21 protein-coding genes, 3 tRNA genes and 1 pseudogene are annotated in these 26,488 nt (G+C 39.3%); 14 read left to right on the forward strand and 11 right to left on the reverse strand.

Annotated elements, in window-relative coordinates:
- Window positions 1-161 precede the first annotated feature (161 nt).
- Window positions 162-1,601, forward strand: coding sequence for a pyruvate kinase (pyk, locus tag FJ709_RS10385; protein ID WP_226409996.1), 1,440 nt, complete (start codon window positions 162-164; stop codon window positions 1,599-1,601).
- Window positions 1,602-1,881: 280 nt separating this feature from the next.
- Here the strand turns inward: pyk and FJ709_RS10390 are convergent, their stop codons facing one another.
- The 3 genes from FJ709_RS10390 to FJ709_RS10400 all read right to left on the reverse strand — a co-directional run bounded on the left by FJ709_RS10390 (window position 1,882) and on the right by FJ709_RS10400 (window position 5,841).
- A complete protein-coding gene (locus tag FJ709_RS10390; RefSeq protein ID WP_226409997.1) occupies window positions 1,882-4,158 on the reverse strand; it encodes an acyl-CoA dehydrogenase in 2,277 nt (758 codons plus the stop codon).
- 22 nt (window positions 4,159-4,180) lie between these two features.
- Window positions 4,181-4,822 (reverse strand): TetR/AcrR family transcriptional regulator, encoded by a 642-nt coding sequence (locus tag FJ709_RS10395; protein ID WP_226409998.1) that lies wholly within the window; start codon window positions 4,820-4,822, stop codon window positions 4,181-4,183.
- Window positions 4,823-5,241: 419 nt separating this feature from the next.
- Complete coding sequence (locus FJ709_RS10400) at window positions 5,242-5,841, reverse strand: Smr/MutS family protein (protein ID WP_226409999.1); 600 nt, start codon at window positions 5,839-5,841, stop codon at window positions 5,242-5,244.
- Between the two features lie 111 nt (window positions 5,842-5,952).
- Here FJ709_RS10400 and FJ709_RS10405 point away from each other — a divergent pair, with 111 nt between their 5' ends.
- Together FJ709_RS10405 and FJ709_RS10410 are read left to right on the forward strand one after the other, a co-directional pair.
- Window positions 5,953-6,531, forward strand: a complete 579-nt coding sequence (locus FJ709_RS10405; RefSeq protein ID WP_226410000.1) for a DUF4440 domain-containing protein — start codon at window positions 5,953-5,955, stop codon at window positions 6,529-6,531.
- On the forward strand, window positions 6,531-7,046 hold the full coding sequence (locus FJ709_RS10410; RefSeq protein WP_226410001.1) for a YchJ family protein: 516 nt from the start codon (window positions 6,531-6,533) through the stop codon (window positions 7,044-7,046). The genes FJ709_RS10405 and FJ709_RS10410 overlap by 1 nt, the downstream gene beginning before the upstream one ends.
- 43 nt (window positions 7,047-7,089) lie before the next feature.
- Here FJ709_RS10410 and FJ709_RS10415 read toward each other — a convergent pair whose 3' ends face one another.
- From FJ709_RS10415 to FJ709_RS10425, 3 genes are all read right to left on the reverse strand, one after another.
- Entirely contained in the window at window positions 7,090-9,306 is a 2,217-nt protein-coding gene (locus FJ709_RS10415) for a bifunctional diguanylate cyclase/phosphodiesterase (protein ID WP_226410002.1), read from the reverse strand.
- A gap of 195 nt (window positions 9,307-9,501) precedes the next feature.
- A complete protein-coding gene (locus FJ709_RS10420) occupies window positions 9,502-9,789 on the reverse strand; it encodes a DUF406 family protein (protein WP_226410003.1) in 288 nt (95 codons plus the stop codon).
- Between the two features lie 144 nt (window positions 9,790-9,933).
- Entirely contained in the window at window positions 9,934-10,431 is a 498-nt protein-coding gene (locus FJ709_RS10425) for a VC2046/SO_2500 family protein (protein WP_226410004.1), read from the reverse strand.
- A 125-nt stretch (window positions 10,432-10,556) separates the two neighbouring features.
- Between FJ709_RS10425 and FJ709_RS10430 the strand changes: the two genes are divergently transcribed.
- From FJ709_RS10430 to FJ709_RS10445, 4 genes are all read left to right on the forward strand, one after another.
- A tRNA-Tyr gene (locus tag FJ709_RS10430) sits at window positions 10,557-10,641 on the forward strand.
- 38 nt (window positions 10,642-10,679) lie between these two features.
- A tRNA-Tyr gene (locus tag FJ709_RS10435) sits at window positions 10,680-10,764 on the forward strand.
- 29 nt (window positions 10,765-10,793) lie between these two features.
- Window positions 10,794-10,878, forward strand: a tRNA-Tyr gene (locus FJ709_RS10440).
- A 171-nt stretch (window positions 10,879-11,049) separates the two neighbouring features.
- Window positions 11,050-12,123, forward strand: a complete 1,074-nt coding sequence (locus tag FJ709_RS10445; protein WP_226410005.1) for a PLP-dependent cysteine synthase family protein — start codon at window positions 11,050-11,052, stop codon at window positions 12,121-12,123.
- Window positions 12,124-12,165: 42 nt separating this feature from the next.
- Here the strand turns inward: FJ709_RS10445 and queE are convergent, their stop codons facing one another.
- Window positions 12,166-12,834: a 7-carboxy-7-deazaguanine synthase QueE gene (gene queE / locus FJ709_RS10450; RefSeq protein WP_226410006.1), complete on the reverse strand. Its 669-nt coding sequence runs from the start codon at window positions 12,832-12,834 to the stop codon at window positions 12,166-12,168.
- A 185-nt stretch (window positions 12,835-13,019) separates the two neighbouring features.
- Between queE and queC the strand changes: the two genes are divergently transcribed.
- Window positions 13,020-13,733 carry a 7-cyano-7-deazaguanine synthase QueC gene (gene queC, locus FJ709_RS10455; RefSeq protein ID WP_226410007.1) on the forward strand — a complete coding sequence of 238 codons (714 nt, stop codon included), beginning with the start codon at window positions 13,020-13,022 and terminating at the stop codon, window positions 13,731-13,733.
- An 8-nt stretch (window positions 13,734-13,741) separates the two neighbouring features.
- Entirely contained in the window at window positions 13,742-14,365 is a 624-nt protein-coding gene (gene rrtA / locus FJ709_RS10460; RefSeq protein WP_226410008.1) for a rhombosortase, read from the forward strand.
- Between the two features lie 38 nt (window positions 14,366-14,403).
- Here rrtA and FJ709_RS10465 read toward each other — a convergent pair whose 3' ends face one another.
- Window positions 14,404-15,408 carry a hypothetical protein gene (locus FJ709_RS10465; RefSeq protein WP_226410009.1) on the reverse strand — a complete coding sequence of 335 codons (1,005 nt, stop codon included), beginning with the start codon at window positions 15,406-15,408 and terminating at the stop codon, window positions 14,404-14,406.
- Between the two features lie 202 nt (window positions 15,409-15,610).
- Between FJ709_RS10465 and trhA the strand changes: the two genes are divergently transcribed.
- From trhA to FJ709_RS10480, 3 genes are all read left to right on the forward strand, one after another.
- Window positions 15,611-16,291: a PAQR family membrane homeostasis protein TrhA gene (gene trhA / locus FJ709_RS10470; protein ID WP_226410010.1), complete on the forward strand. Its 681-nt coding sequence runs from the start codon at window positions 15,611-15,613 to the stop codon at window positions 16,289-16,291.
- 98 nt (window positions 16,292-16,389) lie between these two features.
- Window positions 16,390-16,761, forward strand: coding sequence for an MGMT family protein (locus tag FJ709_RS10475; protein WP_226410011.1), 372 nt, complete (start codon window positions 16,390-16,392; stop codon window positions 16,759-16,761).
- A 95-nt stretch (window positions 16,762-16,856) separates the two neighbouring features.
- The gene (locus tag FJ709_RS10480; protein WP_226410012.1) at window positions 16,857-17,810 is read left to right on the forward strand and encodes a DUF3108 domain-containing protein; all 954 of its coding nucleotides are present in this window, start codon (window positions 16,857-16,859) and stop codon (window positions 17,808-17,810) included.
- A gap of 83 nt (window positions 17,811-17,893) precedes the next feature.
- Here FJ709_RS10480 and FJ709_RS10485 read toward each other — a convergent pair whose 3' ends face one another.
- Window positions 17,894-18,682, reverse strand: coding sequence for a class II glutamine amidotransferase (locus FJ709_RS10485; RefSeq protein WP_226410013.1), 789 nt, complete (start codon window positions 18,680-18,682; stop codon window positions 17,894-17,896).
- Window positions 18,683-18,931: 249 nt separating this feature from the next.
- Here FJ709_RS10485 and fadE point away from each other — a divergent pair, with 249 nt between their 5' ends.
- Entirely contained in the window at window positions 18,932-21,379 is a 2,448-nt protein-coding gene (gene fadE, locus FJ709_RS10490; protein ID WP_226410014.1) for an acyl-CoA dehydrogenase FadE, read from the forward strand.
- A gap of 69 nt (window positions 21,380-21,448) precedes the next feature.
- Window positions 21,449-21,867, forward strand: a pseudogene (locus FJ709_RS10495) (PaaI family thioesterase).
- A gap of 98 nt (window positions 21,868-21,965) precedes the next feature.
- On the opposite strand, the gene FJ709_RS10500 reads toward FJ709_RS10495, so the two are convergent.
- Window positions 21,966-25,058, reverse strand: coding sequence for an efflux RND transporter permease subunit (locus FJ709_RS10500; protein WP_226410015.1), 3,093 nt, complete (start codon window positions 25,056-25,058; stop codon window positions 21,966-21,968).
- A complete protein-coding gene (locus FJ709_RS10505; protein WP_226410016.1) occupies window positions 25,055-26,137 on the reverse strand; it encodes an efflux RND transporter periplasmic adaptor subunit in 1,083 nt (360 codons plus the stop codon). The genes FJ709_RS10500 and FJ709_RS10505 overlap by 4 nt, the downstream gene beginning before the upstream one ends.
- Window positions 26,138-26,488 lie beyond the last annotated feature (351 nt).

The following is a 26,488-nucleotide window of genomic DNA, read 5'->3' on the forward strand; positions in this document are numbered from 1 at the left end:
AATACTGACTATTTGTTGGTAACTTTACTACATTTTAAAAGAATGTCTGTTACTATATATACATCATTTCTAGTACTCAGTTTTAGCGTACTTTTAATAACCAAATTTTTTACAACAACTTTAAAATTTTAAAACTTTCCTTTTATATAACGGAGTATGTCATGTTCCGCAGAACAAAAATCGTTACAACTTTAGGCCCAGCAACTGATCGCGATGATAATTTACGTAAAATTATTATAGCGGGTGCCAATGTGGTTCGGATGAACTTTTCACACGGTTCAGCTGAAGACCACCTAAAACGCGCTAATGATGTTCGCGCAATTGCCAAAGAGTTAGGTTTACACGTGGCTATTTTAGGCGACCTACAAGGTCCTAAAATTCGTGTTTCTACCTTTAAAGACAACATGAAAATTAAGCTGACCTTAGGTGATAAGTTTATTCTTGATGCTGATTTAGGAAAAGGTGAAGGCGATCATAACCAAGTGGGTATCGACTACAAAGAATTACCAAGAGATGTGGTGATTGGCGATATTTTAATGCTGGATGATGGTCGTGTTCAGCTACGTGTAGACAGCGTTGAAGGCAATAAAGTTTTCACCACAGTTACCGTAGCAGGTCCTTTATCAAACAATAAAGGTATTAACAAAAAAGGCGGTGGGTTAACTGCGCCAGCATTGACTGAAAAAGATATGGCTGACATCAAAACAGCTGCATTAATCAATGTTGACTATTTAGCTGTATCGTTCCCACGTACTGGTGCAGATTTAGATCTAGCCCGTAAACTGGCTGTTGAAGCAGGTAGTCATGCGCTTATTGTTGCTAAAGTTGAGCGTGCTGAAGCAGTTGCAACAGACGAAGCTATGGATGATGTGATTAGAGCTTCAGATGTTGTCATGGTTGCCCGAGGTGACTTAGGTGTTGAAATTGGTGATGCTGCACTTGTTGCGGTTCAAAAACGCTTAATTCAGCGTTCACGTCAATTGAATAAAGCGGTAATTACTGCAACTCAAATGATGGAATCAATGATTTCTAGCCCAATGCCTACCCGTGCCGAAGTGATGGACGTAGCAAACGCAGTGCTTGATGGTACTGATGCTGTGATGTTATCAGCTGAAACTGCTGCAGGCGACTTCCCAGAAGAAACCGTTAGAGCCATGGCTAATGTGTGTCTTGGTGCTGAATCTCACCCAAGTGTGATGGTGTCTAAGCATCGTTTAGAGCAAAACTTTACCTCTATTGAAGAAACAATTGCACTGTCTACTATGTATGCAGCAAACCACCTTGAAGGTGTAAAAGCGATTATTTCATTAACCGAGTCTGGTGCAACTGCAAAATTAATGTCTCGCATTAGCTCTGCATTGCCAATATTTGCCCTTTCTCGCCATCAGAAAACCTTAGCAACAATGGCATTATACCGTGGTGTACAACCTATGTATTTTGATTCAACGGCATACAGCGCTGATGAATTAGCCCGTGAAGCATTAAACACTATGGTTGCAGCGGGTTACTTAACCAGTGGTGACATGGTATTAATGACTAAAGGTGATGCAATGGAAACAATCGGCGGCACTAACACTTGTAAAGTGTTAGTAGTAGCTTAATGGCTAAACTTAAGTAAAAGTTAGCAAGGTTATTCAAACGCCAATCCTATGATTGGCGTTTTTGCATCTGTGGTTTATTGAACAGCATTTGCGCTCTCTAAACTCGTTTAATTAATATAATGAACGAAGATATTGCTAGACTCTATCCAGTATTAGTCATCTTTTGCTTTCAGCCTTTTTAGCTAAAGTCACACTTATAGCCGACATCATCTACCATTAAAAGATACATAAAAAAACGCTGAACAATGTCAGCGTTTTCATTTTAAGCTAGGTTAAGTCGTTATAGCTTTTCAAAATCATTCACATTGATTGCGGCTAAACGTTTTTTGTCTGCCTCAAGTAATTGCTGATATTCAGCATCTGTAATAATGTTTTTATCTAATGCTACTTCGAATAATTCAAGCATAGGCAGTTTAGATTTAATATGACCACTACGTTGTGCTTTTTTAAGCTTCTTGTAAATATCTCTTGCTGCATATTTTGCAAGAAACGCATCTTCAACTTCAGCCACTCCGCTGGTATCACCTTCAAACTCACCACATAAGAATGTAATGCGGTCACGCGCAGGACTAGGTTTAAGCATAGCTTTTACCAGTTCAACTGCCGCTTTATCGCTTGGTGCATTGAAGTGATTACCCAATGGGAAGATAAGTACACGTAATAGCACACCAGCAATTTTGCTAGGGAAGTTACGAATAGTATCTTCTAATGCTTTTGCTGCAAGTTGTAAACGCTCGGTCATCACATAATGAACACTTGGTAAGTCATCTTGTTGGCGGCCATTATCTTCATAAAACTTCAATGTTGCAGAAGCTAAATAAAGCTGACTTAGCACATCACCCATTCTTGCAGAAATCATTTCTTTACGTTTAAGATCACCTCCCATTATTAACATAGATAAATCAGTCATAATTGCTAAAGAAGAAGATATACGATTCATATCACGATAATATTTCTGGGTTGGTCCACTCACAGGTGCAGATGAGAATCTGCTGCCCGTGAGTGCATTGGCAAATGAACTCAGTGCATTACGAGTAGCATATCCAATGTGGCCTAAAAGCAGTTGATCAAAGCGATCTAACGCTGCGGTTTCATCTTCCATACCCGCTGCTTCCATTTCGGCAAGCACATAAGGATGACAACGTGTTGCCCCTTGTCCAAAAATCATCAAAGAGCGGGTTAAAATATTAGCGCCCTCTACGGTAATTGAAATAGGACTAGCTATAAATGCATGACCTAAGTAATTTTTAGGCCCTAGTTGGATGCCTTTACCTGACTGAATATCCATTGCATCTTCTAATACATCACGGCCAAGCTCTGTCATGTGATATTTTGCAATAGCGGTGACAACTGACGGCTTAACATTAGCATCAATACCTGTGGTAGTTAATTGACGAGCTGCCTCTAATTGATAAGTATTGGCAATAATTCGCGCCAATGCTTCTTGAACGCCTTCAAAGTTACCAATTGGCATACCAAATTGCTGACGAACATAACTATAAGCTGTGGTTGTTTTGGTGGCGATATGGCCAGATGCTGTTGCAAGGGCAGGTAAAGAAATACCGCGACCCGCTGACAGACATTCAACTAACATTCTCCAGCCTTTACCCGCATATTGTGGACCACCAATAATCCAATCTAATGGAATAAAGACATCTTTACCGCTTGTGGTACCGTTCATAAAGGCCATCATTAATGGGTTATGACGACGTCCAATTTCAACACCTGTATGGTTAGTTGGAATAAGCGCACAGGTAATTCCAAGGTTCTTCTTGTCACCTAATAATTTATCAGGATCGTGCATTTGGAATGCTAAACCTAACACTGTAGCAACAGGAGCTAAGGTAATATAACGCTTGTTCCAGGTTAAACTAAGACCTAAAGTTTCTTCACCTTCAAACTCTTGACGACACACCACACCGATATCGGGAATAGCACCTGCATCACTGCCAGCTTCTGGCCCTGTTAATGCAAAACACGGAATATCTTTACCTACAGCTAAAGAAGGTAACCAACGATCTTTTTGTTCTTGAGTACCATAATGGGTTAATAACTCACCAGGACCTAATGAGTTAGGCACCATAACAGTAACAGCTGCGCTGACACTGCGTGTAGCAATTTTTGCGACTATGGTGGAGTTAGCAAAAGCAGAAAACTCACGACCGCCATATTTTTTAGGAATAATTAGCGCAAAAAAGCCTTCCTCCTTAAAGTACTGCCATAATTCAGGTGGTAAATCTTTACGATTATGAACAATGTCATAGTCATCAATCATAGATAGCGCTGTTTGAACTTGGTTATCTAAAAAGCTCTGTTCATCAGCAGTTAAGGTCGGTTTTGCGTAACCATGTAATTTATTCCAATCAGGTTTACCGCGAAATAGCTCACCTTCCCACCATACATCACCCGCTTCCATAGCTTCTTTTTCAGTGCTAGATAACGGAGGAAGTACTTTTTTGAAAAACGCAAATGCTGGACGCGTAATAAATTGCATCCTGATATTTCGTACTCCGAAGAGTACGATGATTGCGATAACAAGCAATATGATAATAGTCATTTTTAACCTTCTTAAGTTTTAACTAGTTGGACATTACTGGTACGGCAACACCCGCAGCCATGTAGGGAATAACTTTTCTTATAATTGCTTCAATATTGTTATGTTCGCCGTAATCTGAGGCAGCAATTTCATTTAGTGCATCGGCAGACGCCATAGTGAATACCATAGTGCCAAGCGTAAAGTGTAAACGCCAAAACATTTCAACCGGAGGAATGTGCGGTACACTTGCCGTGACAGCTTGTACAAAAGTAGTCAAATATTGACCATAATGCGTAGTGATAAACCAGCGTAAATGTCCTTGGCTTTCAATATACCCGCGACCGAGTAACTGCAGGAATATTATTGTGCCACCATTCCTAACCTTATTAAGTTCTAATAATGGTTTGATCAAGCATGAAAAAATGTCATTAAGTGGCGCATGTTCCGGTGCTAAATGTAAACGCTTTATTTCATTTGCCGCGGCGGGCATAAACACATCAAGGTAACGCGCCAATACCGCTCTAATTAACTCTTTTTTTGAACCAAAATGATAATTAACCGAGGCTAAATTCACCTCTGCTTTACTGGTGATTAAACGCAATGACGTTTCTGAAAATCCTCTCTCAGCAAACAGTTTTTCTGCTGAATCTAGAATTCTTGTTTTCGTATCAGTACGACTTGCCATCCTCTAACCCATTCTCAATTTAAACACCCGTTTAAATTAATCATTGAGCGAACAGATGTCAATTTAAATTTGGCTTATTTTCACAGCAAAATAGCTCATACTTTGCATAGACAGTCACAAATGTAACAAGCGCAAAATTTTAAAAAAAGTCTAGGTTCTCTGAAGGAAAAACTGTTGTAAGAAAATAGTTGATGAGTATGATTTTTAAACGAGTGTATATTTATGTGACAGTAATAGCCGTTATTTTCAAACAACCTCCTGTTTAGCAAGTTAACTCAGGCCCTAGACTGCAGGTAAAAAATGAAGCATATGACTGAAATGGATGTTTGTTAATCTTAGCAAAAAGCACTCATGAGATGCTCGCCTATCATAAGAAAACAATATACCATTGCAATCTCGGCATGCTGCCTGGTTAGCTTTTATCTAAAACCACTGCCTTTACGATTTAATTCGCTGTTTTCTATCTTTTTTTGTTGCGACTTTTTAAGCATCACAAACATAGCGCCGGTGCTACCTTGGTCTCGAGTTGCACTATGAAACGCTGCAACATGGTCAATCCTTAAAAGCCAATCACATATAGCACTTTTCATTAAACCTGGGTAAGGCTTACTGTTATACCCTTTACCATGAATAACCAGAATATTGCGCTCTCCGCGTTCAAACGCGCTAAAAATACAATTTATTAAACTTAGTCTAGCTTGGATCAAACTATATTCGTGCACATCTAAAATCGTTTTAATATCATATTTACCCAAGCGTAATTGTTTGAAGACAGCATCCTGCATACCATCATGCTGATGACTGACTATTTGGTCTGGGCAGACCCTCGAAAATTGATGGGGCATGAGCGGTAAAATAGTAAGTAGCTCATGCTCATTTAAAGCGCTTTGTTTGGCTAATTGCCCAGCAGTAGGTAAAGAAGAGCTAACCAAGCTTACAGATTGTGTTTTATTAACATCCTTAAGCGGTATGACATCAGCCATCTCTTCAAAAAACAGTACTTTATCATCTTTAAGCACATTACCTCCCTACACACTTTGTAATGATTATGTTCTATGGCGACGGTAAAGAATAATTTATAGTACCTACCATATTGTAAAATAGATCAATTTGATGAGAAACTCGGTTTAATGAAGCTTTTGAAACCCGTAATAATAATGATGTTAGTCAGTCTGTTTGTCACTATGGCTTCAATGCCTTGTTACAGTAATACAAAATCAGATAATGACATGCTAAATGAAAATTATAGTCATCTAACAAAGGGATTTTATAACCTTAACATGGAGGTTATAAATGATATATACATTGACGATGCTGTTTATATTTCTGAAACACAAGATAAAGATATTGTTTACGGAAAAAAAAATATTATTGATTTATATCATAAGTTTTTTGATAAAATTAAACGGAAAAACGCTAAAATTGAAATTGATTTTCGCGTAGCAATTCGTCAGTCATCAGCTGACCAATCGACCGACATTGGTTATTACCTGGTAAGGTTTCACCCTGGTAAAGAATCAGGAGAACCTGTAAGTGAATTTGCCGGAAAATTTGTTACAGTCTCCAGACTTACAGCGGAAGGTAAATGGAAAATAAGTGTCGATTCTAACACTCGCTCAAAACCTGAGTTTTATTACCGCGCCAAACCTATGCCAAATTGGTATTACGGTAAGCAATTTATTCAACAATCTACAGAACAACCTAAATAATGCAATTTGCTACCTTTGACCATAATCAACCTTGCCCATGCCATAGCGGAATAGCCTACCAAGCCTGTTGCTCTGTTTATCACACACATAAAATAGTTGCTGACAGTGCCGACATATTAATGCGCTCTCGTTATTGTGCATTTGTCGTTGGTGAGTTTAATTATTTAATCGATACCCATCACCAGCAATATTTGGGTGGCTTAACAGCTGAACAATTATCTCAAGGTAATACACAATGGTTAGGCTTGCAGGTATTAGCACATCAATTGATAGATAAAAGTCATCCGGCTTTCGAACTGACATTTATCGTTACAGAACAAGCAATTGTGACATTTAAAGCTTGGTATAAGCTTGATAAAGGCGTTGATGCTATTTTTGAACAGTCACATTTTGTTCGACTGGATGGTCAATGGTTTTATACCCAAGGCGTGCAAATGGAAACCGCTTTGCCGCGCAGGAATGATCTTTGCGTATGCCAAAGTGGTAAGAAGTTCAAACAATGCTGTATCAACTAAACAAATTATTATGAAACAATATTAATAAAAGCGTTCATAAGGGCTATTGTAGTGAGTTTAGAACTAAATCATTAAAATCATTCACTCGAATAGCTGGGCTATATAAGTAACCTTGCGCTTGGTCACACAGCATATTTTCTAAAAAAATGGCTTGCTCAATTGTCTCAACCCCTTCGGCGGTAATTGACATATTCAGTGCTTTAGCCATCGCAATTATCGCACTCACAATTTCACGGCTCTGCTTGCTGGATGATATATCCATAATAAATGAACGATCTATTTTTAACTTAGTGATAGGAAATTGTTTAAGGTACTTCATTGAACTGTAGCCTGTGCCAAAATCATCAATAGCGATGCCAACACCTAAATCGGCAAGTTCATGACAAAGGTTAATGGCATAGCGAATATCGCCCATTAGTTCAGTTTCAGTAATTTCAAGAATAAGGCTTCTTGGCTTAATGCGATAACGCGTTAACAGATCCCACACCTGTTCAAATAAATCACCACTAAAAAACTGTCTAGCAGCGACATTGACATGCATGGTAATGTCCACATTTTTATGCTGCCACAAATTTAATTGTTTACATGCTGTTTCTAATACCCAAGATCCTACGGCATTAATCATGCCCGACTGTTCAGCTATTTCAATAAATGCACCAGGATATAGCACCCCTTTTCGAGGGTGATTCCATCTAATTAATGCTTCAGCTCCGACGTACTGATGACTCTGAAAATCCATTAACGGTTGATAGTACAACTCAAATTGACGACCTTTAATAGCCGACTGTAAGTCTTTTTCTATATCAGCATTATTTTGAAATTGTTGAAGTAATTCTTGGTTAAAAAATTGATAATAACCGTTGGACTGTTTTTTTGCGTATTGCAACGCAATATCTGCACAGGATAAAGGTGCAAATAAATCAATTACTGAACCAATGTCAACGATAGCAATAGCCGGTTTAGGTTCAACTTTTTCTCTATTAATAATCATAGAAGCAGATAAATTGGTGGTGAGTTTACTGACCAACTCATCTAACTCTTTTTCTGACATCATGTGGGGCAACAAAATACAAAACTCATCACTGCCAATTCGAGCCACATCTATTGCTTTGCAGTTCGCGGCAAAGTGTTTTAAACGTCTAGCAACCTCAATTAATAACGAGTCACCCTGTTCATGGCCGTGGGTATCGTTAAATCGTTTAAAGCCTAATAGGTCAACCAATAATAATATGCCATCTTGGGCTTTATCCAGCAGTGGAGTAAAGAAAGATCGATTATGTAGGCCAGTTAAACTACAGTGCCATGCTAAATATTCCAAATCTGCTTGGTGTTCAAATTCAGATGAGATGTCATAACTTGAAACCAAGGCATAGTGATGACCTTGCTCTGTCATAAAACCGGTAATGTGGTAGTGTAGCCAATATTGTTTGCCATCAACTCGCTTAAGTTTAATGTCTCCTATTACACTTTCATTATTCGCAAGCTTTGCCAATATATGTTGAAGTACATCGGGTTTATTTCGAAAAATATCTAAATTCATCACACTTTGATGTTCAATATCACTGCGTAATAAGCCTGTCATTCTTTGATGGGCAAAATTGACATAATCGACAACTAAAGTATCTGTATTGACAATCATAACCACATGTTCTGAATGTTCTGCAGCATTGCGCAACAAATGGATTTGTTCTGATTTATCGTAGGAGTATCGAGTTGCCAAAGTTAATGCAAGCTGATCCGCACACTGAATCACAATTTGAATTTGTTCAAGTTGCCATTCAAATGATGATTTAAAGTCAATCGCTAACACCCCCTCAATATGACCATTAATCCGTATAGCAACATTAAGAGCGCTTACAATCTGGTTAACACCATAATAATCAAAAGAATGGATTAGTTGGTTATCATGCGAGATATTATTAGTGGCTATAAAACGGTGGTTTTTTAATTCATCAAAATAACAAATGTTTATGCCCGACTGCACAGTGCCTAAGGTGGATATTGGCCTATTGTTATCGCAGCCTGAATAATGAGAAATCAGTCTTTTTGAGCAGGATAAAGAAGGGTTTTGTTGCCCATCATATGATGGTTCTGCACTATCCAACTTTTCGTCAAATAGCCAAACGGATACAGTAGAATCAACAAAATGTTGCTGCAATAGCCGACTAACTAACTCAGAGGTTTTTGTAAAATTTCCCTGCTGTTTCGCACTAGAGTTTACAATTAACTCTAAAAGGTGCTGATTTTGTTCTTGTGTCATTAGTTTCCCGAAAAGACATCATGTATTCTCATTCCGCTGAATTATAATTAGTTCGCTCTGTGAGCGATGTGCAGAAACTCAATACATACCATTGGGAGCTTAATAATAAGCTGTTTGTTAACTCTTGATAATCAAAGGCTGTTATAAAATTTAATCGCTGACGATACACCCGCAATTAACAAACAGCAACCCTATTTACACGCCATTTTCTAATTGAAATAGCATTTTTTCCACCGTCACTGAAAAATACAATATAAGCTTAACATCATCGCCTAGATGAACAATCTTAACATCGACCTTGTCGAAACGATTCTGTGCTGTACTGGCAAGCTTATTTGCTTCAATTTCAGCTGCATCCCCCTTAAAAACTAATACTAACTCGGTATCGTGCTCATCAATTACGGCGCCGATATCGACAAAACTCCCACAATCACTGCATGAGTCGTTTACGTTCTGCTGTTGTTCTCTAATTGTGTTAACCATCGTGAACCACCCAAAGCTGAAGAATGAAGATCGGTTTATATGTGATTATCATAAAATAACTGAATAACAATTTCCCTTACTTGGCTCACATATCTAGTTGGCACCATGTTTTTATGCAAATGATATAGTCTCAAGCGGAGGACTTTATGCGGTGAGTTGGATCATCGTTTGACTAATCTGTCGTTGACGCTCTAACTGCTCAACAAAATGCATGTCTTCAGTAGGCTCATAATGGGTTTCTAACCCTTCATATTTTGATCGCACTAAATGGCTGCTATTACTTAATGCTTGAGTCATTGCATCATCATGTTTACCTCGTATTACAATGGCTTCAGGACATAAGCTTTGTTGTAAATGAAATTGACATAACCCTTGGGAGTGAAAAACAGCACCATTATTTGTATGCTCAGCAGTAGCAGATAAATCATCAACTAATTTTTGTGGTTGTTGCAGTTGAAACTGTTTATACAGTTTCTGGTCAATCGTCAGGTGTTTATCAAATTGAAATTGAGCCATATCATTACTGTCTGCTGACAACATGGCTAACAGTAAACCAAATTCACCACGACGCTGGTTTTCGACAGCCGCATTTAAACGACTGCCTAATTGTAATTCATTGACCAGTAGTGATTCAATTTGCATATAAAAACAACACTATTATGACTCGATGCTATTTTATCGACCAAACACACCTAAACTTTAGAAAAATATTCATTTTTAGCCTTTACATATTTTGGGTTTATGACTACTATGGCGGCCGCAATTGAGGAGGGGTTCCCGAGTGGCCAAAGGGATCAGACTGTAAATCTGACGGCTCAGCCTTCGAAGGTTCGAATCCTTCTCCCTCCACCATTTGCGATGTAATTTAGATAGACGAAAAAGAAATATGTGGAGGGGTTCCCGAGTGGCCAAAGGGATCAGACTGTAAATCTGACGGCTCAGCCTTCGAAGGTTCGAATCCTTCTCCCTCCACCATCTTTCTTGCTCATTTATCTCTATTCAGTGGAGGGGTTCCCGAGTGGCCAAAGGGATCAGACTGTAAATCTGACGGCTCAGCCTTCGAAGGTTCGAATCCTTCTCCCTCCACCATTTTACATCTTAATCTTCATACTATATCCCTCAAAATCTGTAATATATCTTTCATTAATTAATCGAATTCGTATTAATTCTCTCTATTATCTCAACCAGTTTATTTTTGCTAGGTTTAACACCTTTTTTTCTTTAAGATTAAGTCATTAATAATCACGATGAGAAAATACTATGCCATCGAATTGGGTAAACCAGGCCATTGCTAAGATTGATGCAGACTATCAACGTTCTGCTGATACTCACCTTATAAAACTCGATTTACCACAACTTAACGGTGTTGATATTTATCTTAAAGATGAAAGTACTCATCCTACGGGCAGCCTAAAGCATCGTTTAGCCCGTTCGTTATTTTTATATTCTTTATGCAATGGTTGGATTACACAAACTACCACCATTATTGAATCATCGTCTGGTAGCACTGCGGTGTCTGAAGCGTATTTTGCACGTTTAATTGGTTTGCCTTTTATCGCGGTAATGCCTTCGACTACGGCTAAAAAGAAAATTCAACAAATCGAGTTCTACGGCGGGCAATGTCACTTCGTTGATAATAGTAATCAGATGTATGCTGAGTCTGAACGCCTTTCTAAAGAGTTAAATGGCCATTACATGGATCAGTTCACTTTTGCAGAGCGCGCCACAGATTGGCGGGGCAATAACAATATTGCTGACTCAATATTCATTCAAATGCAACGTGAGCCACACCCTATTCCCCACTGGATTGTAATGAGCCCCGGCACAGGTGGCACCTCAGCTACCATTGGGCGTTATATTCGCTACCAACAGTTGTCGACTCAACTGTGTGTGGTTGACCCTGAAAACTCGGTTTTTTATGATTACTTCCACAGTGGTGATAAAACGCTGACAGGCCAAAAAAGCAGTAAAATTGAAGGTATTGGACGACCTAGAGTCGAACCCTCCTTTATTGCTGGTGTCGTTGACGAAATGCATAAAATTCCCGATGCGGCATCTATTGCCACCATGCAATGGTTAGAAACCTTGATAGGCCGAAAAACGGGCGCATCAACAGGCACCAACTTATATGGTGCATTAAAATTAGCGACGCGAATGCAACAACAAGGGCAAACAGGCTCGATTGTGACGTTAATTTGTGATGCGGGGGAAAGATACTTAGATACTTACTATAATCCCCAATGGATTGAGAACAATATTGGTTGCTTTAAACAATTTGAACAGCAACTAAGTGATTTTAACCAAAGTGGATTACTCAGTTCATTGGATTGTTAAATCGATTTGCCCCAACACTCATTTTGGGGCAGCCTTTATCGCTTAATCAATATCTAAATACTTATGCATTTGAATCGAGAGACGCCAGTTACGCTCAATACAGACTTTCATCGCCAATGCTGTAGCGCGAGGCTTTTGGCTAATAGGTTGTAAGCAGATAGTTTTATCTTCAATATCAATATCCTTGAGTAAATCATCCAGCTCTTCAATATGTTTATCTGTGGCTATTGGGTGTTTAATTTCATTGGCACGCGTTAAAGCTTGGCTTAATACCTTATATCCACCCTTCATATTGATTTTAGGTGATACTGTTACCCAGGCATCTTGATGACATAGCACCTCAAAAGTGCCCGAAGTCTCAATTTGGACACTGTAGCCAGAGTCGATTAATTGGTTGGTCAACTCAGTTAAATCATACAAGCAAGGTTCACCGCCTGTAATCACTACGTGTTTTGCACTAAAGCCTTCACGATTAAATGCGGCGATAAGACTCGTACCATCATGGTTAGCCCAGCGACCAATGGTGCCATCAACCGCAATCACTTGTTCAGGCGACACTTTGTTTTCAACCAGTACATCCCAAGTTTGTTTGGTGTCACACCAAGAGCAGCCCACAGGGCAACCTTGTAAACGGACAAAGAGTGCTGGCACACCGGTAAAAGTCCCTTCACCTTGGATAGTTTCAAACACTTCGTTAACTGGATAGCTCATTTGTCACCTGCTTTATTCGTTTGGGCGGCATTTATAGTTTATTTCTACCTCAGTATCAAGGTTAGCAGCATGACAATTGGCATAAATGAGCCATTAACTTTGCTATTGCAGGAAACTGTAAGATAAAATGCCATCAATTAATACATTATCATCCTCTTATAATATTTAGCATTAGGTTATTATTCATGTCTCAAACATCATTGCCAAGCAAAGCATTAGTCGTATTCAGTGGTGGTCAAGACTCAACCACCTGTCTTATTCAAGCGTTGACTGAATATGATGAAGTACACGGTATTACTTTTGATTATGGCCAGCGCCACAGACAAGAAATTGATGTCGCTAAAGCTCTGGCTACACAACTAAACTTAGTCAGTCATAAAGTATTAGACACTACACTGCTAAACGAATTGGCCATTTCAGCATTGACCCGTGATGCTATTCCTGTTTCCCACGAATTAATGAATAATGGTTTACCTAATACTTTTGTCCCTGGACGAAATATTTTATTTCTTACTCTTGCAGGCGTATACGCTTACCAACTCGGTTGTGATGCCATTATCACCGGTGTGTGTGAAACTGACTTTTCAGGCTATCCAGATTGTAGAAATGAGTTTGTTAAATCAATGGAGCACACTTTAGCCTTAGGCATGGATAAGCCACTAAAAATCATTACTCCTTTGATGTGGCTTAACAAAGCAGAAACATGGGCTTTAGCGGACAAATACCAGCAATTAGACCTGATTAAACAACAAACGCTGACCTGCTATAACGGTATAATTGGCGACGGTTGTGGTGATTGCCCATCGTGTTTATTACGTCAACGCGGCTTAGATGATTATCTGCAAAATCAACAACAAGTCATGTCGTCATTGCACGCTAAAATACAGCCATCGACATAGAGGTGAATATGGGTAAAACAACTTCATCATTAATCAAGCCATATCAATTTACCTTGGTTATCAGTGTCATTTGTATTGTTTTATTTGCCCTAAGTATCACTAACCCCATCATTGTCGATACCAACAGCTTATTCAAATTTCAACATGATGCTATTGCTAATGGACAAATTTGGCGCCTACTTACCGGTAATTTGTTACACACCAACATCTGGCATTTAGTGATGAATTTGGCTGGCTTTTGGGTCATTGTGTTTTTACATGAATTACATTACCAAAGACATACAGGTAAATTGACGCTACTTTTTTTGTGCCTTTGTGTCTTGGAAGGTGTGGGTTTATATATTTTCTATCCTGAACTCAGAGCCTATGTAGGATTAAGTGGGTTGCTACATGGTTTATTTACTTTTGGCGCGGTAATGGATATTCGCAAAGGTTTACGGTCTGGGTATTTACTACTAATAGGTGTCATTATTAAGGTAGGTTATGAGCAGTATTTTGGTGCAAGTGCGGGTATTTCTGAATTAATCAATGCCAGGGTAGCGACAGAGTCTCATTTAGTCGGCTTAGTTGCGGGGTTAATATGCGCGATATTCTGGCTGACTGTTGCGAACAAATTTCGTCATAAAAAGTAGCGATTAAAAGTCGTTATTAAAAACAGTACTAAAAAAGGTTATTTAATTTTGCTCAGTCGATTACTAATAGCGTTTGTTAAAGCGGTCTTTTGATCATCAACACCACAAAACTCTGCATACCCTAAACCTTCACCATAGGGGTTAACCTGAGTGGCTAGATTGACTACACGATAACAATAATCACCTTGCTTCACAATTCTATTAGGGTCAAGGCGATGATTGTATGTATGGGGTTGACTGGTATCAATTTGGGGGATTAATTCAATAAAGACTAAGTCAGGGTCCATTTCACTCATCGTCCCCCCAGGCTTGTTTGTTAACGCAGACTGATTACCTATTAATGTTTCAAGTTCGTTCATATTCATGTGTTGTAAATACTGGTTTGATGCCTGAGTAATGGCATGGGTTGAAAGTACTCCCACGCTATCACTAACAGCTTCATTACCTGCTTCATTTACAGTTTCATCGTTAATCGCTGAGGTACTATTATTACTGCTGCGATCTGGTTCCCTTGGTGTAATTATATCAGGGGGATCTGCTGGAATCTGTTGTTGAAAATTAGATGCTGATTGGGGTTCTACAACGGGTGTAATGGGTTGTGCCGATGATTTAACCTCCATATTTATATCTTGTTTATCAACCTCTTGTTGATTAATTTTTTCTTTATTAATTTCTTGCTTATCTGCATCTACCTTCAGTTCAGCCTCAAGTGGCTTAACTAATTCACTCGCTTTAACCATAGCTTCATATTGCTCGGTGGTAATAATGTAGCTGTTAATTTTTATCGGTTCAGGGGTCACGATTAAGCTTTGCTGTTTTTGCTCGCTTGCTTGCTGCCAAAACCAAGCTATGATGCCAAAAAAGACAAAATGTATAATAAGTGCAATACCAACTGACTTAACTAACCCACTACGATTTTTAATGATAGGTAAACTAACAAGCTCATTGTCAAGACCGATATCAGCGTCAATATGAGTATTAATGCCATCACCATTTAATGACTTATTTTTTCTATCCATTTTAGTTACTGTCTTTAAAGACATATCCATATATCATTAACTCTGCTGATTTGAATGTAAATCCTTGATAAAGTTCACTAGTCATCTAAAAAATATTGCCCTGTATAATGGGGTAAACTCAGCTCAAAAATTTGAGAGTACACGCGTACACTATTTATAGTTTTTATTGACTAGCCCTGTTAGACTGAGCAGCATCATTCGACTCTTATATTGAGTAAAAAGCACCATGCCCGAAAAATCTGACATTCTTACAGCAGAACAAATACTTAATAGTACTGCCGATTATAGCATCAAAGAGGAGTTAGCTAACGGGTTATCTCACGGGCTTGGTGTTATTGCGGCATTAGTTGGTCTGGTGTTAATGTTAAGTAATGCCAAAGAAGGTTTGTCTTCAACTCAGCTAGCTGGTGTTATTATTTATGGTGTTAGTATCATAGCCTTATTTTTATCTTCTACCTTGTATCACACTAGCCGTACACCTGTATGGCGAAAACGATTTAAAATGGCTGATCACTGCACCATATATACACTCATTGCAGGGACCTACACCCCTCTGATGTTGATCGCTTTACAAGATGATAACGCATTAATTATCTTAACGATTATCTGGAGTATTGCATTCGGTGGCATTGTATTTAAAACCTTGTTTATTGGTCGTTTCAAAGCACTCAGTCTATTTTTATATCTATTAATGGGTTGGCTCTGTGTTACTGTCATGGCAGACCTTATTGCTAACATGACAGAGTTAACATTTAACTTATTGATAATTGGCGGATTATTTTACAGTCTGGGGGTGATATTCTATGCCAATAAGAAAATACCCTATAATCATGCCATTTGGCATATGTTCGTTCTCGGTGGCGCTTGTTCACATTTCTTATGTGTTTATTTTATGGTCACCATTTAATATATTCATCGCCTAAAGCTCAACAGAGCCACTTTGCATGCTGTTCAATACTCATTTTCCATGCCGAATTATCGGTAAACTAATCAAGAGTTAGTCATATGTATCCTGATTATAAACATTCTGCTGAGCAAAAATGGCAAGCAAAGGATAAAATTGTTTTTGTTGTTAAACTGATACCTGAAGGTAAAGTACTTCCTTATGGCAAAGTGGCTGATCTTGCAGGCTTACCAGGGCGAGCAAGATATGTATCGCGCGCACTCAAGCTTGCCCCGTTAACAGCTAACCTACCTTGGCATAGGGTAATTAACGCTGCGGGACGAATTTCGTTTCCCAAAAACACCCTTTTATTTCAACAGCAAACGGAATTATTGCGATTAGAGAATATTGAAGTGAACAATGGCAAGATTCCATTGTCCAAACATTTATGGCAACCTGATCTAGTAACATTAGTCATGACACTTCCGTTTTAGTCGGCATCTCTTTTAGGATTAAAAACTTGCAAACTACTCTTTTAAAATCACAGTCAACTTATCTACTTCTGTCAGCATTAATAGCTTATTTTATAATGATATCTTTTAGTGCGACCAGTAGTACGCTTACCGCTGATTTAGTTTCAACACCACAGAATTCAGTACAAGATGACACTCCTGTTAAACAGGCTGTTTCAAAAAGTACCATTTTATTACCACTAACTCCTCATACCGCGCAGTACAAGGCTTATTATGGCAGTATTGAGTTAGGTGATGCTAAATATACTCTGCCAGCTACTGATAGTGGCTATTATAATTATCTATTCGAAAGTGAAGTCGGACTACTAATGTTGTCTGATGAACGTAAACTACAAAGTGATTTCACCCTTGAAAACGGCAAATTGGTGCCTTTTAGATATGTGCATTACAGAACAGGAACAGGTAGTGATTACACCGAGCAAACCGCTTTTGCTAAATCACAAAATTTTATCCATACCATCTACAAACAAGAAGCCCTAAAATTAGATTATCAAGAGTTAATATTTGACCCACTGATGGTGCAATTACAATTTAGAATGGACGTGATAAGTAATAAAAGACCCCTTAATTATAAGATGGTCAAAGAAAAAGAAGTGGATGAGTACGACTTTAAAATCATTGGTAATGAAACCATTACAGTGGCAGGCGGTACTTTTGAAACCGTAAAGTTTGAAGTTGTTCGCGAGAGTACAAAAAGACAAACATTTTTTTGGATGGCACCTAAGCTTGCTTATTTACCGGTTAGGCTAAGTCATTTCTCTAAAGGCAGTAAACAACTTGATATTCAACTTGCTCAATATCATTTCGATAAGCCATTAACTGACATTCCTAGTCTTGATATCGACCATGAAAAGCGGATATTCGATGCTTATATGGCAGAAAAGTCAATAATAAAACAAGCTGACTCAGCAGAAAAAGATACATCAGACGACGAAGATTTACCCGAGGTAAGCCATGATGAAATCAGCGAAAAAGAAATGTTAGATATTAAAAAAATGGTGGTTGATTAGCACCATTGATTTTAATAATGCCAGCACTGCTGGCATTTTTTTATCCTCTACTAATTTAAATATAATATTTTTATAACAGTATGTTAAACAGCACTATGCTCGATCCGAATATCACCCAGCCTAAATACTCTCCAGTCACCGGCTGAAAGCACCTGCCATTGTTCATTGTTAGTTAACGGTCTAGTCGCAATCACGGTAACCACATCATTAGGGGTGGTTTCTTTTTGAAAATCAATCACCACATCGGTATCAATAAGGGTTGCTTTACCAAAGGGTGCTCTACGAGTGATGTGACACAAATTATTGGTACAATATGCCATTAAATCAATGCCATCGCTTAAGATCATATTAAATATACCTAGAGTGCGGATCTCATCTGCAAGTTTAGCTATGTACTCAAACACCACATTCATATTTTCTGGTGCAGTGTCACCAAACTGCTGTACCACTTGCTGAAGTATCCAACAAAATGCCATTTCACTATCCGTATCGCCAACGGGTTGAAAACGACTTGAAATAAATTTTTGCTCATACTCACTTAGCTGACCATTATGGGCATAGGTCCAGTAACGGCCCCATAATTCTCGCGTAAAAGGGTGGGTGTTTTCTAGTGACACACACCCTCTATTAGCTTGTCGAATATGACTTACAACAATTTCACTTTTTATCGGGTATGACTTTATTAATTGAGCAATATGAGATTGACTGCTTGGAGATGCATCTTTAAATGTTCGGCTACCTTTACCTTCATAAAAGGTAATACCCCAACCATCTACATGCGGTCCAGTTACCCCACCACGTTCTGCTAACCCAGTGAAACTAAATACAATATCAGTGGGTACATTGGCACTCATAGCAAGTAATTCGCACATTTATTAAGCCTTTTTCGTTACTTATTGATCAATTTTCAGCAGTTAAGCATATTGTATCTTTTGTGGTAAATCAGTGAAACAAGATTGACACATAAAAATTTAAACAATTGTTTGAATAATGCTTGTATTCATTGCTACATAAGGTTAAATTTTATGTGGCACAGGTCTGACCACGGTCTATACTTGTGATTAAGATCAATAAAGAATTAGCCATTCACCCTATGAAACTGGCTTTAAGGAGAGAGTAAAGTGACCACCCTATTTTTGATCATCGCGATGATCTGTGTGCTCGGCACAATGTCTTACCTAAGGGTATCGCTTGTCACCACCACGATAGCAGCAGCTGTTGTTTTAGGTGTTGGTAGCGCAATGGACATCGTTGGTACTATTACATGGGCTGTATTCCTTGTAATTGCATTACCTTTTAACATCAAATCATTTAGACAAAATTTTATCAGCCGTCCGCTGCTTAAAGTGTACCGTGGTATCATGCCTGAAATGTCTTCTACTGAAAAAGAAGCAATTGAAGCAGGTACGACCTGGTGGGAAGCGGATTTGTTCGCTGGTAATCCTAACTGGAGTAAACTACACAACTACCCACAATCTCGCCTTACCGCTGACGAACAAGCCTTCTTAGACGGCCCTGTTGAAGAAGTGTGTAAAATGGTTAATCACCACATGGTATCGCATGAACTGGGTGATTTACCTCAAGATGTGTGGCAATACCTAAAAGATCATGGTTTCTTTGCGATGATAATCAAAAAGAAATATGGCGGTTTAGAATATTCTGCTTATGCTCAATCACAGGTTTTACAAAAGCTTGCTGGTGTTAGCAGTGAACTTGCATCAACTGTCGGTGTACCAAACTCTTTAGGCCCTGGTGAATTGTTACAGCACTATGGCACTGCTGCGCAGCAAGATCATTACCTACCTCGCTTAGCCAAAGGATTAGAAGTCCCTTGTTTCGCATTAACCAGCCCAGAAGCTGGCAGTGATGCAGGCTCAATTCCAGATTTTGGTATTGTCTGTAAAGGCGAATTTGAAGGTGAAGAAGTATTAGGTATGAAGCTAACATGGAACAAGCGTTATATTACGCTTGCACCTGTCGCGACCGTACTTGGTTTAGCTTTTAAGCTACGCGACCCTGATGGATTACTAGGCGACAAAGAAGAGCTAGGTATTACCTGTGCTTTAATCCCAACTAATATCCCAGGTGTAGAAACTGGTCGCCGCCACTTCCCACTTAACTGTATGTTCCAAAACGGTCCTACCCGTGGTGAAGAAGTGTTTGTACCATTAAGCTTTATTATTGGTGGACCAGAAATGGCTGGCCAAGGCTGGCGTATGCTGGTTGAGTGTTTATCGGTTGGCCGTGGTATTACCCTGCCATCTAACTCTGCTGGTGGTGTAAAAACGGCTGCAATAGCTACTGGTGCCTACGCACGCATTCGTCGTCAGTTCAAACTACCGATTGGTAAGTTAGAAGGGATTGAAGAACCAATGGCACGTATAGGCGGTAATGCATACTTAATGGATGCAGTCACTAGCTTAACAACCACTGCAATTGATTTAGGTGAAAAACCATCTGTTATATCAGCGATTGTTAAATTTCACTTAACCGACAGAATGCAGAAATGTATTATCGATGCCATGGATATTCACGGCGGTAAAGGTGTATGTTTAGGTCCAAACAACTACCTAGGCCGTGGCTACCAAGCCGCTCCTATCGCTATTACTGTTGAAGGCGCAAATATTTTAACTCGTACTATGATCATTTATGGTCAAGGTGCAATTCGCTGCCATCCTTATGTATTAACAGAAATGGAATCGGCGTTTGATACTGATGCAGCCCGTGGGTTAGCCACCTTTGATGATGCGATATTTGGTCATATTGGTTTTGCTACCTCTAACTTTATTCGCAGTTTCTGGATGGGATTAACGGGTGCTCGTTTCTCTAACGCACCTTACTCAGATAAGACTAAACGTTACTACCAACAGATGAACCGTTTCAGTGCTAACTTAGCGTTACTGTCTGATTTAGCAATGGCTACCTTAGGTGGTAATCTTAAGCGTAAAGAGCGTATTTCAGCTCGTCTAGGTGACTTATTAAGCCAGCTATATCTTGTGTCAGCAACATTGAAACGTTATCAAGATGAAGGCCGTTTAACGGAAGATTTACCTTTAGTTCAGTGGGCTGTTGAAGATTCATTGTATAAATTACAAGATTCTTTAGATGACCTACTTAACAACTTCCCTATGGGATTAGGTCATGTATTACGTTGGGTTATTTTCCCATTCGGTCGTCCAGTTAAGCGTCCTACAGATGTAATGGATCATAAAGTCGCTAAGATAATGCAAACACCATGTGCAAGCCGTGACCGTTTAGGTAAAGGTCAGTTCTTTACTAACTGCGAGAACAATCCCGTAGGTATTCAAGAACAAACCTTTATCGATATTCTAGCTTGTGAGCCTTTATACGACAAAGTGTGTAAAGCCGCTGGCAAACGACTCCCTTTCATGTGGCTTGATAAGATTGCTGCTGAAGGTAAAGCACTGGGTGTTCTAAGTGAAGCTGAAATTGCATTATTAGAACGTGCAGAGATTGGTCGCTTGAAATCTATCAACGTTGATGATTTTGACACCGAAGAGCTACGTGCCAATATCAAGTTACCAGCTAAGCAAGAAAAAGCTGCTTAACAGATAAATTAGTAAAAGTAATATTAAGGGTAAAGCCATGCTTTACCCTTTTTTATTGAGGAAATTTTAATGAATATACTTCAAATGACAGGCCTGCAAATTATGCAAGCTATGTTAGCAGGTGAAATCCCTGCCCCTTCAATCACACAAACGATGCCGATGAAGGCTGTCTCAGTTAGCGAAGGAGAAATTACCTTTGAAGCAGCCGCATAAACCCTATGGGTGGAGTGCATGGTGGCTTTGCAGCTACAGTACTTGATTCAGCCACTGCCTGTGCAGTTCATTCTGCATTACCAGCTGGTGCTAGCTACGCCACTATCGACTTGAATGTAAAAATGGTTAGGCCTGTACCGAAAAACCAACCGGTATTTGCGGTAGGCAAGCTAGTTAACTTAAGCACCAGTTTAGCAATATCCGAAGCAAGGCTAACCGACAAACAGGGTCGATTACTTGCAACTGCAACCGCAAGTTGTATGGTAAGCCGCTAGGGCTATAGATAAAAAAAGAGCCCGTCAAATGACGGGCTCTTTTTTATCTTAATCAGGTCAATAGTGGGTTAACAACCCTGCATTACCCGGTTATCTGTTTACTCACGTAACTCTTGTTCTAATTGTTTGGCAACCGTATCTGGAGAGTGACTGTTTTTAGCAAACAAATTATAAGCCACAGGTACAACAACCAAGGTAAAAAATGTTGCCAAAGTAATACCAGATAAGACCACAACACCAATTACATAGCGGGTTTCAGAACCAGCACCAACCGCCATCACTAAAGGTAATGCTCCAGCAGCGGTTGTAATACCTGTCATCAAAATAGGCCTCAAACGTTGGGTAGAAGCTTGTAATATTGCTTCGTTAAATGCCACTCCTCTATCTCGCAACTGATTAGCAAACTCAACAATGAGTATGCCGTTTTTAGCAGCTAAACCTACCAGCATGATAATACCAATTTGACTATAAATATTGATACTCTGTCCGGTAAACCATAATCCCAGCAAAGCACCTAAGGTGGCTAATGGCACAGTTAACATGATAATCATTGGATGAATAAAGCTTTCAAACTGAGCCGCTAACACTAAGAATACAATTCCTAAAGCTAGCAAGAAGACAAAATTCATCGAACTGCCTGACTCTTGATAATCTAATGAAGGCCCTTTGTAACTGACCACCGCCTCAGCAGGTAAATAAGTTGAGGTCAAATCATTTAGATAAGCAAGCGCTTCTCCCAGACTGTAATCTTCGGCTAGGTTAGCCTCAAGAGTAATTGACCTCATACGATTATAACGATTAAGTGAGCTAGCATCAGCAAACTCCTCAATAGTGACCAGGTTAGATAGTGGAATTAATTCATTAGTGCGCGCAGAGCGCACATAAAGGTTTTCCATATCACTGGCTGTGCTTTGACTTTCTCGATTGCCTTCAATGATGACATCATACTCTTCACCATCACGCATGAAGGTGGTCACCAGCTTTGAACCTAACATGGCTTCAAGTGTGCGGCCAATATGCGAAACAGATACCCCTAAATCGGCAGCTCTAAGCCGATCAATGATCACCCGTAACTGAGGTTTTGTTTCTTGATAGTCATGATCTAAACCAATTAATTTTGGATTATCTTTTGCTTTTTCAAGAATAATATCCCGCCATTCTGCTAACTCTTCATAGCTAGGGCCGCCCAGTACAAATTGAACCGGTTTACCGACTCCGCGACCAAATGCCTGGCGCATAATAGGGAACGCGCGAATACCCGCTAAATCTGATAATCGATTGCGGATATCACCAATAATAGCATTAGCACTTCTACGTTGTCCCCAATCCTCAAGTACGATAATCGCCATGCCATTAGAAAAATCAGTTGCGGTGCCAAACCCCCGCGGTGCACGGATAAGCAAACGCTTAATATCACCACTTTCGACTAATGGCATTAAACGCCCTTCAACTTCATCCATATATTCTTCAATATATTCGAAGCTAGCGCCTTGAGGCCCATTAACCATTAAGAACATAGAACCACGATCTTCTTGTGGGGCAAATTCCTGAGGCACCTTTTGTAATAAATAACCACTAATAACAAAAGAAATAATCACTAAAGAACTAACGAGCAATGGCTTTTTAAATGCCTTAGCAAGGGTAGATTTATACATTGATGATAAGCGATCCATCAATTTATCAATCTGACGTACTAGCCATGAGCCTTCGCTAGAAGGTTTAAGCAGCTTAGAACACATCATTGGGCTAAGGGTTAATGCAACAATACTTGAGAAAATAACCGCGGCGCTCATTGTTACCGCAAACTCTTTAAATAACTTACCTAAGTCCCCTTCAAGGAAAGTAATTGGCATAAATACCGCAACCAATACAAGGGTGGTCGCTACAACAGCAAAAGCCACTTCTCGGCTGCCTAAATATGCCGCTTTTAGAGGCGAATCACCTTCTTCAATTCTTCGGTGAATATTTTCTAACATCACAATGGCGTCATCAACCACCATACCAATAGCTAGAATCATCGCTAGTAAAGTCAATAAGTTAATCGTGTAATCAAGTGCATATAACACTGTGAATGTCGCGAGTAATGATACCGGAACGGTTATAGCAGGGATCAGCATCGCTCTGACACTACCCAAAAACAAATAAATCACAATGATGACTAATATCATCGCAATAAATAATGTTTGGTAGACCTCATCAATTGAGCGTTCAATAAAGACAGAGCTGTCATAAGAACGCTTAATTTCCATACCAGCTGGTAGAGTAGGATTAAGTTGATCAACCAGTGCATTTGCAGCTCGAGCTACTTCTAGGGTATTTGCCGTTGATTGTTTACTGACGCCTAAACCAATCATAGCCTCTGTGTTACCACGGAACACAATCCGCTCTTCTTCACTGCCTATTTCAACACGGGCAACATCACCTAACTTGACTAAATAACCGTCGTCACCTTGGGTAAGTACTAAATTAGCAAAGTCTTCTGGGGTGCGATAAGCACGCTCTAATCGTACCGTGAAGTTGCGATCTTCAGATTCAATCGATCCTGCTGGAAACTCAACGTTTTCTGCTCTTAATGCATTTTCTATATCAGTCACGGTCAACTTTCGTGCAGCCAAAGCTTGGCGGTCTATCCATATGCGCATTGCATAAACTTTTCCGCCACCCAAGCGTAACGTTGACACACCATCAATCACTGAAAACCGATCAACCAAATACCGATTGGCATAATCAGTTAGTTGCAATATGTCCATTTGATCTGAGACCAAATTAAGCCACATTATCACTTCATCGCTGCCATTGGCTTTATAAATGGATGGTGCGTCGGCTTCTTCAGGTAATTGATCTAATAGACCTGATATCCTATCTCTCACATCATTAGTTGCTGCTTCGATATCTCGATCAATATCAAACTCGATTGTCACACTCGAGCGGCCATCAGAACTGGATGAATTGATGTGGCGAATGCCTTCTACACCACTTATTCTATCCTCTATCAACTGAGTTATGCGGCTTTCAACGACTGAACTACTGGCACCGCGATAGCTGGTTTCAACAGATACAATAGGGGGATCGATATTAGGATATTCGCGCAAAGGTAATTTATCAAATGACACTAAGCCCAAAACAATCAATAAAATACTGATTACGGAGGCAAAAACAGGACGTTTGACCGATAAATCCGTTAAGATCATGCTGCCGTCTCCGTCGAGTTAACATTGACGAAGTTAAAGTTTTCAGCTTCCTGCAACGTAACTTTATCACCTGGACGTACTTTTAAAATGCCCCGAATAATAACATGTTGGTTTTCTGCTAGCCCTTCAGTAATTTCAACCCACCCCCGCATCCTAACGCCTAATTTCACCTGAATTTGAATCACTTCATCTTGCTCATTGGTGCTATAGACATAATGCTTGTCTTGGATAGGGATAATTGCTGACTCAGGAAGTAACAGTCCTTGTCGGCTTTGTTTAATTAGTTTCACCTTCATTAACATCCCCGGCAGTAGAGCATAATCATCATTGGATAATACAGCCCTGACCACAACTGCACGAGTATCTGGGTTAACTCGGCTATCAATAGATGTCACTGTCCCTAAAAAGATACGATCTGGGAAAGCAACCGCTTGCGCTTCGACTTGCTTTCCTGGCTTTAATTCTTGAATAAATCGCTCTGGAATAGAAAAATCGAGTTTAATTTTGCTGACATCATCCAGTGTTGTAATTTGCTCGCCGGTTGACACTAAACTACCAAGGCTAACCTGACGTAATCCTAAGCGGCCAGAAAATGGAGCGGTAATTTTTCTATCAATTAATGAAGATGTCGCCAGCTCAATATCTGCTCGAGATAAATCAATTAAACTTTGTAGCCTATCACGCTCAAGCTCTGCAATAGTTTTACTAGTGACCAAAGTACTTATCCGGTCAAACTCTCTAAGGTGCTCAGTTAGCTTGACCTTAGCTACATTAACTTTAGCTTGTTGCTCAGCATCTTGAAGCTGGATCAACAAGTCGTTTTTCTTGACTAAGTCTCCATCTTCAAAATTAACACTTGTGACCACTTCAGTAATTTTTGAGGTCACAATAATCGACTCAAATGCCTTACCAGTTCCTATTGCCTCCACTTCATCGCGAATCGGCATCATTTTAGTAGTAGCAAATACCACATTAGGAATAGGTTTTTCGTGCTGAACTTTATTTTGTTTAGGCTGCATGGCTTGATAGCCATAAGCTGCAATGCCAACAACTGCGATTATTAATATTATTTTTTTCATCAGTTAACCATTCTTTATCGGGATATTGTAATCATGCAATGACCTAACACTGGATAATGTTTTTTATACTGTGTCAGATAAGTGTTTAGTGAAGTAATAGTGCAAACTAGTAAAAATAGATCACTCATCATTGCAATTATTTAATTAATTTTTCAGATATAAGTTTTTACACAAACTCAATGAGGTAAATTACTTGATGTTGATTCTACTCAGTCAGTTATTAGCTGCAAGGCGTTTTACCTTTCCTTACAAATTAGACACATTTAGTAAATTAGTTATCTGACTAACTTAAAAAGTTTGATCCAAAAAAAAGAGATGCCAGTGGGCATCTCTTTTTCAAATAAAAGTAAC

The organism is Shewanella glacialimarina, assembly GCF_020511155.1.
Classification (GTDB): domain Bacteria; phylum Pseudomonadota; class Gammaproteobacteria; order Enterobacterales; family Shewanellaceae; genus Shewanella; species Shewanella glacialimarina.

Coding starts and splice junctions, on each gene's coding strand:
- queC (WP_226410007.1), top strand. CDS start 13,020: ATGTCTCAAACATCATTGCCAAGCAAAGCATTAGTCGTATTCAGTGGT.
- rrtA (WP_226410008.1), top strand. CDS start 13,742: ATGGGTAAAACAACTTCATCATTAATCAAGCCATATCAATTTACCTTG.
- FJ709_RS10465 (WP_226410009.1), bottom strand. CDS start 15,408: ATGTCTTTAAAGACAGTAACTAAAATGGATAGAAAAAATAAGTCATTA.
- FJ709_RS10390 (WP_226409997.1), bottom strand. CDS start 4,158: ATGACTATTATCATATTGCTTGTTATCGCAATCATCGTACTCTTCGGA.
- FJ709_RS10505 (WP_226410016.1), bottom strand. CDS start 26,137: ATGAAAAAAATAATATTAATAATCGCAGTTGTTGGCATTGCAGCTTAT.
- FJ709_RS10485 (WP_226410013.1), bottom strand. CDS start 18,682: ATGTGCGAATTACTTGCTATGAGTGCCAATGTACCCACTGATATTGTA.
- FJ709_RS10395 (WP_226409998.1), bottom strand. CDS start 4,822: ATGGCAAGTCGTACTGATACGAAAACAAGAATTCTAGATTCAGCAGAA.
- FJ709_RS10420 (WP_226410003.1), bottom strand. CDS start 9,789: ATGGTTAACACAATTAGAGAACAACAGCAGAACGTAAACGACTCATGC.
- FJ709_RS10500 (WP_226410015.1), bottom strand. CDS start 25,058: ATGATCTTAACGGATTTATCGGTCAAACGTCCTGTTTTTGCCTCCGTA.
- FJ709_RS10425 (WP_226410004.1), bottom strand. CDS start 10,431: ATGCAAATTGAATCACTACTGGTCAATGAATTACAATTAGGCAGTCGT.
- queE (WP_226410006.1), bottom strand. CDS start 12,834: ATGAGCTATCCAGTTAACGAAGTGTTTGAAACTATCCAAGGTGAAGGG.
- FJ709_RS10410 (WP_226410001.1), top strand. CDS start 6,531: ATGCAATTTGCTACCTTTGACCATAATCAACCTTGCCCATGCCATAGC.
- pyk (WP_226409996.1), top strand. CDS start 162: ATGTTCCGCAGAACAAAAATCGTTACAACTTTAGGCCCAGCAACTGAT.
- FJ709_RS10445 (WP_226410005.1), top strand. CDS start 11,050: ATGCCATCGAATTGGGTAAACCAGGCCATTGCTAAGATTGATGCAGAC.
- FJ709_RS10475 (WP_226410011.1), top strand. CDS start 16,390: ATGTATCCTGATTATAAACATTCTGCTGAGCAAAAATGGCAAGCAAAG.
- FJ709_RS10480 (WP_226410012.1), top strand. CDS start 16,857: ATGATATCTTTTAGTGCGACCAGTAGTACGCTTACCGCTGATTTAGTT.
- trhA (WP_226410010.1), top strand. CDS start 15,611: ATGCCCGAAAAATCTGACATTCTTACAGCAGAACAAATACTTAATAGT.
- FJ709_RS10415 (WP_226410002.1), bottom strand. CDS start 9,306: ATGACACAAGAACAAAATCAGCACCTTTTAGAGTTAATTGTAAACTCT.
- FJ709_RS10405 (WP_226410000.1), top strand. CDS start 5,953: ATGAAGCTTTTGAAACCCGTAATAATAATGATGTTAGTCAGTCTGTTT.